Annotated in this window: 6 protein-coding genes and 1 pseudogene; 3 read left to right on the top strand and 4 right to left on the bottom strand. The window is 71.4% G+C overall.

Annotated elements, in window-relative coordinates; translation table 11 throughout:
* On the top strand, nucleotides 1–416 hold a 416-nt coding region (locus tag ON38_RS07175), incomplete at its 5' end, for a type II toxin-antitoxin system PemK/MazF family toxin (protein WP_039823399.1).
* A 10-nt stretch (nucleotides 417–426) separates the two neighbouring features.
* On the opposite strand, the gene ON38_RS07170 is transcribed toward ON38_RS07175, so the two are convergent.
* Nucleotides 427–1,221 (bottom strand): aquaporin, encoded by a 795-nt coding sequence (locus ON38_RS07170; RefSeq protein ID WP_039823393.1) that lies wholly within the window; start codon nucleotides 1,219–1,221, stop codon nucleotides 427–429.
* 312 nt (nucleotides 1,222–1,533) lie between these two features.
* On the opposite strand from ON38_RS07170, the gene rpsT reads away from it, so the two are divergent.
* Complete coding sequence (gene rpsT / locus ON38_RS07165; RefSeq protein ID WP_039823391.1) at nucleotides 1,534–1,794, top strand: 30S ribosomal protein S20; 261 nt, start codon at nucleotides 1,534–1,536, stop codon at nucleotides 1,792–1,794.
* 148 nt (nucleotides 1,795–1,942) lie between these two features.
* On the top strand, nucleotides 1,943–2,188 hold the full coding sequence (locus tag ON38_RS07160) for a hypothetical protein (protein ID WP_039823397.1): 246 nt from the start codon (nucleotides 1,943–1,945) through the stop codon (nucleotides 2,186–2,188).
* Nucleotides 2,189–2,212: 24 nt separating this feature from the next.
* On the opposite strand, the gene holA is transcribed toward ON38_RS07160, so the two are convergent.
* From holA to ON38_RS07145, 3 genes and pseudogenes are all read right to left on the bottom strand, one after another.
* Nucleotides 2,213–3,184, bottom strand: coding sequence for a DNA polymerase III subunit delta (gene holA / locus ON38_RS07155; RefSeq protein ID WP_245563947.1), 972 nt, complete (start codon nucleotides 3,182–3,184; stop codon nucleotides 2,213–2,215).
* 277 nt (nucleotides 3,185–3,461) lie between these two features.
* Nucleotides 3,462–5,090 (bottom strand): ComEC/Rec2 family competence protein, encoded by a 1,629-nt coding sequence (locus ON38_RS07150; RefSeq protein WP_218000745.1) that lies wholly within the window; start codon nucleotides 5,088–5,090, stop codon nucleotides 3,462–3,464.
* Nucleotides 5,091–5,265: 175 nt separating this feature from the next.
* A pseudogene (locus ON38_RS07145) lies at nucleotides 5,266–5,640 on the bottom strand (ComEA family DNA-binding protein); the annotation flags it as partial.

Here is a 5,640-nt window from a genome sequence, read left to right as displayed (position 1 = left end):
GTATCCCGGTACGCCCCGCGGCGTCGACCCCGGTGCCGACCGCCGAGCGTGCCCGGCGCGTGGTCTACGCCCCGCAGCTCGACGGCCGCGCCGACCCGGGCGAGATCGTCTGGACCTGGGTTCCCTTCGAAGAGGACCCGAGCAACGGCAAGGACCGTCCGGTCCTGGTGGTCGGGCGCGACGGGCGCACCCTGCTCGGCCTCATGCTCAGCTCCAATCCGGTACGCGACGCCGATCCCGACTGGATCGGGATCGGCGCGGGCACCTGGGATCACCAGGGCCGGGACAGCTGGGTCCGGCTGGACCGGGTGCTCGATGTCCCCGAGGACGGTATCCGCCGTGAAGGGGCCATCCTGCCGCGCAAACTGTTCGACCTGGTCGCCCATCGGCTCGTACGCGAATACCGCTGGAGCTGACGGGCGCCGGTCAGACCTCCAGGTCCCGGGAGCGGCCGAACAGCATCCCGTACACCAGTGCGCCGAGCACCCCGCCGATCAGCGGGAACACGATGAAGGCCCACAGCTGGCCCATCGCGCCGTCCTGGAAGGGCGCGACCGCCAGGCTGCGGGCGGGATTCACCGAAGTGCCGTCGACCGGGATCGAGATCAGGTGGATGACCGCCAGGGTGAAACCGATGGCAAGACCCGCCTGCGGGATCTCGGAGATCCGGTCGGTCGAGGCCAGCACCACGAAGACCAGCAGCGCGGTGAGCATGACCTCCACGATGATCATGGCGGCCAGGCCGTACCCGTTCTGGATCACCACTTCCCCCGCCGGGCCGGTGACCGCCGACGGGCTGTGCGGACCCCAGCCGTTGGCGCCCAGGCCGTCGGTGGCGCGATCGTAGGACGGCAGGTTCTTCGCGATCGCGAACAGCACCAGCCCCGCCGCCAGACCGCCCACCAGCTGCGCGACGATGTAACCCACCGCGCTGACCGGCGACAGACGGCCCATCAGGAACTGCCCCACGGTGACGGCCGGATTGACATGGCAGCCGGATACCGGCCCGATGGCGTAGACCAGGAGCAGCAGGGACAGACCGAAGGCCAGCGCCACACCGAGCGGACCCACCTTCTCCCCGGCCAGTACCGCTGTCCCCACACCGCCCATCACCAGGACGAATGTGCCGAGCGCCTCGGCGGTCCATTTCTTGGTGTCGGACGGAATCGCCGATTCGACGCCTTCGAGGACTGCTTCCTTCTCCTGCGCAGTGGGAGACATGCTGGTCCGCCTTCCGAGAGGATCGCCGCCCCGCCTGGCGGGACGCGCACCGGGAACACCTGGGTCCTGCTGGGAAAACTCCTACGCTGATCGCGGGGGACGTTACGCGGGGCATGCGGACCGGACAACGACATCGCCGCGCCCGCGATGTGACGATCCGCCCACGATTTCGTCGCGCCGCCACGTGCTGGTAACCTGGCCAATCGGCGTTGCCTACCCCGTGCCCGGCTGTTCCCTTCGATGGACGAGCACCAGGGCGGGGGTGCACACAGACTTTCCGACCGAACCAGACAGGAACCAGAGGATACCGGCGTGGCCAATATCAAGTCCCAGATCAAGCGGATCCGCACCAACGAAGCGGCGCGTCAGCGCAACCAGTCGGTGAAGTCCGAACTGCGCACCCATATCCGCGCCTTCCGGACCGCCGCCGCGTCCGGCGACAAGGAAGCCGCCGCCGAGCGTCTCCGTTTCGTCAGCCGCAAGCTCGACAAGGCCGCCTCCAAGGGCGTTATCCACGCCAACCAGGCCGCCAACAAGAAGTCGGCGATGGCGATCGCGCTGAACAAGCTCTGATCGACTGATCCTTTTCGACGACCGGCCGCCGCGGCATTGAGGACCACGGCGGCTTTTGGTGTTCCCGGCCCCCGGTCAGCACGGCTTTTCCTGCCGAACCCGGATGGCGCCGGTCCGGTCGCGCGCTTCCTGCCGTAGCATGCGGCGCATGGTTACGGTGTATGCGAACCAATCGGTAGTCCAAGCCGAGGACCTGCCCGGTGTGATCCGGGCCGCCGAAGTCCTCGGTATCGGCGTGAAGATCGAAAACGTGCTGGTACCGGCCGACGACGACGGCGGTCCGGTGGTGGTCTGGATGGTCACCCGGGACGAGGAGACCCCGGTCTACGAGGAGTGGGACGGCCGCTACGACGAAGCGGCCGAGGAAGCGCTCGGACTCAGCGCGGTCGAATAGCGACTGTCTTCCACCACCGCCGGGTCAGCTGCGCCCGTGCAGGGCGAGCAGCTTCAGCACGGCATCCTCGAGCGCGAACCCGGAATCGGCGGCGCCACCTTTGACATCAGCGTTCAGCGTCGCCACGACCTGCAGCGCGGACCCGATCGTGGCCGGAGTCCAGCCCCGGGCCTGCGACTGGGCCTTCTTCACCTTCCACGGCGGCATCCCCAGCGGACCCGCGAGTTTGAACGGATCCCCGCGCCCCGCGGATCCCACCTTCGCGATGGTGTGCACGGAATCGGCCAGCGCGTCGGCCAGCACCACATGCGGCACCCCGCGGTCCTGCGCCCAGCGCAACGCCTCCACCGCGCCCGCCCGGTTTCCGGCCACGGTCAGGTCCGCCACCTCGAACCCGGATACCTCGGCCTTACCGGAGTAGTACCGGCGTACCGCCGCCACATCGAGCTTTCCCCCGGTATCGGCGACCAGCTGCGAGCAGGCCGCCGCCAGTTCGCGCAGCTCCGACCCCACCGCGTCGAGTACGGCCTGCACCACATCCGCCGACACCCGCGCCCCGGCCTCCCGGAATTCGGCCCGGACGAATTCGGCCCGCTCCGAGGCCTTGGTGAGCTTCGCGCATTCGTGCACCAGCGCCCCGGACTTCCGCAATTCGGGTACCAGCGACTTGGCCCGGCCCCCACCGGAGTGCACCACCATCAGCACCACCCCGTCCGGTGGCGCCGCGGCGGCTTCGGCGATCACGGCCACGGCATCCTTACCGGCCTGATCCGCGGCCTCGAGAATGATCACCCGGTCCTCGGCGAACAGCGAGGGGCTCAGCAACTCCGCCAGCTCCGCGCTACTGGCATCACCGGCCCGTAACCGGTCCACCGGGACCGCGTCCGGGTCCGGTGCGACCGCCCGCACCTGCCCGGTCACCCCGGCCACCGCGCGCTGGATCAGCAGTTCCTCATCGCCCAGCACCAGATGCAGGGCCGCAGGTCGCTCGCTCACGGCTCCGATCGTACGGCCGCCCACCGACCCTCGACCGCAGCCCGGGCGGCGAGGGTACCGGATCCTCGATCCGGGCCGTTTCGCCCGCCGCCGGGTAACCGCATCGGCACCACGACAACAAGGGCACATCCGGGGAGTTGCTGGGGCGGTAGTGCGTAGGGCAGGCCGGTGGCTTCGGGCACCGGTAGGACGTCCGGCCGGCCCCGCACGGGCCGACCTGCGGGCGAACCCTGGCCCTCGCGTTTCCGCCCGGCCCGGCCGACCGGGAAGGGACCGATCAGCCCGTTCCGAAGACCAGCAGCAGGTACGCGGCGAGGACTCCGAGGGATACGGCCGCCAGCACACGCCGGAACCGGCCCAGCCGCAGCGCCGCGATACCGCCGATGACGACCACGGCGGCGAGCAGGCCGCCCGGTGTACCGCCGGGAACCGTGGCGACCGAGCCCGGTACGGCGGCCGCCTCGGTCGCCACGGTGAGCAGCCACCACAGCGGCGGCCCGATCGGCGACAGGACGAGGTGCGCGAGTGGCTCCCAGCAGGTGGCCGCCACGGCAGCCAGGGCGCCGCCGATGGTGATCGGGGCGATCACGGGAGCCACGAGAATATTCGCGGCTACGGCCACCAGGCTCAGCTGCCCGGATATGGCGATGGTGAGCGGAGTGGTGACGACAAAGGCGGCGGCCGCCACCGCGACCAGTTCCGCGGGTAGTCGCCACCAGCCGCGGGCACGCAAATGATCGGCCCAGCTGGGGGCGAGCAGGAGCAGCGCACCGGTCGCCAGGACCGAGAGCGCGAATCCGGCCTGTACGGCGAGCGCGGGCCGCAGCGCCAGCAGGGCGATCACCGCGGCGCAGAGCGCGGGCAGCGCTTGTTTCCGGCGGCCGGTCAGCAAGGCCAGGAGCGTCACCGATCCCATGGCCGCGGCGCGCAGCACACTCGGATCGGGCCTGGCGATGATGACGAAGGACACCAGCGCCAGCGCCGCGCAGAGCAGTGACAGGCGGGGACCGAGGGTCAGCAACCGGGTGACGGCGAGTACCGCGGCGAGCAGGATGGAGAAATTCGCGCCGCTCACCACCGTCAGGTGCTGAAGGCCGGCGGCGACGAAATCGTCGTGCACCCGATCGCTCAGTGCCGAGGTGTCCCCGACCACGAGCGCGGGCAGCAGTCCCGCCTGGTCCGGGGCGAGGGCGCCGCCGGCCGCCGCGACCAGATCGGAGCGCACCGAGCCGGCGGCCGCCTGCCACCACGGCAGCGGACCCACCGTATGGGGCGCTCCGACGGGCCGCAGGGTCACCACGGTGAGATCGTGCTGCCGGGGCGGCGCGGGCCGGGCCCGGAACTCGATCGGCTGCCCGGGCAGGAGGTCGCTCCACGCCGGCCCCGCGGCGAGCACGACCACCGCCCCGCCGCCGCGCACCACCCGGTCGCGATACCGGAACTCCCGCAGCCCGCCCCGCACCACCCAGAGCCGGCCCCCTCCGGAACCACTGCTGCGCACCGGTTTCGGATCGTCGGCGGGCACCATGGTCACATCCACCGTCGCCGCCGCGGGCACCGCCCGGAGCGGATGCGCACCCACCCGGTGCTCCCGCCACGCCCCGGCACCGGAGAACGCGACACCGATCAGTGCCGACCCGAGCACGATCGTCGCGAGGACGCGATGCCGTTCGCTGCGGTGGGCGATACCTGTCCACAGCAGTCCCCACGATGCCAACGCGAACACCACCAGCACGAGTGCGGCGAACACCCCGGCGGCCCATCCGGCACCCACCGCCAGAATTGTGACCAGCCAGCAGGTCACCGCGGCCGGCAGCAATCGGGCGTCGAGCACCGGCTCCGTGCCCACCGCGGTCTTGTCCGGATCTTCGAACGATGCCCGGACACCGCCCGGCGCCGCACTCACCGGCACACCCGCCCGACGGTCCGCATCGTCGGCCGGAGCAACCGCCGGCCTCGCCCGGATACGCGCGCGCGGCCGGTGAGGTCGCCGACCGGGCTCGCCCATATCGCCCGCGCCCGGACCGTGCTCGGCAGGCATCCGGCAGCTCGGGTGCCCGTGCGCCGGAGCATCGGCGTCGTCATACCGTCACCAGTTCGCGCAGCCGCGCCAGCCGGGCCGGACCGATACCGTCCACTTCGGCCAGCTGCTCCACATCGGTGAACCGCCCGTTCGTTTCCCGCCAGGCGATGATCGCCTTCGCGGTCACCGGCCCGACTCCGGGTAGGGCGTCGAGTTCGGCTTCGGTGGCGGCGTTCAGATCCACCGGTGTACCTGCCGCCGGCTCACCGCCGCCCGTGCCGGCGACGGACGGGACGCCCGCGGAACCGCCGCTGATGGTCGCGCTGCCCGGCAGCGGCCCGCCGGGACCGCTGGGGCCCACCCGTACCTGGTCGCCGTCGGCGAGCCGCTGGGCCAGGTTCAGGCCGCCAGGTCCGCGCCGTCGCGCGCACCG

Source organism: Nocardia testacea NBRC 100365, from assembly GCF_000308775.1.
GTDB lineage: Bacteria > Actinomycetota > Actinomycetes > Mycobacteriales > Mycobacteriaceae > Nocardia > Nocardia testacea.
Note: the sequence above shows the minus strand (reverse complement) of the source record. Positions and strands in the feature narration are given on the sequence as shown.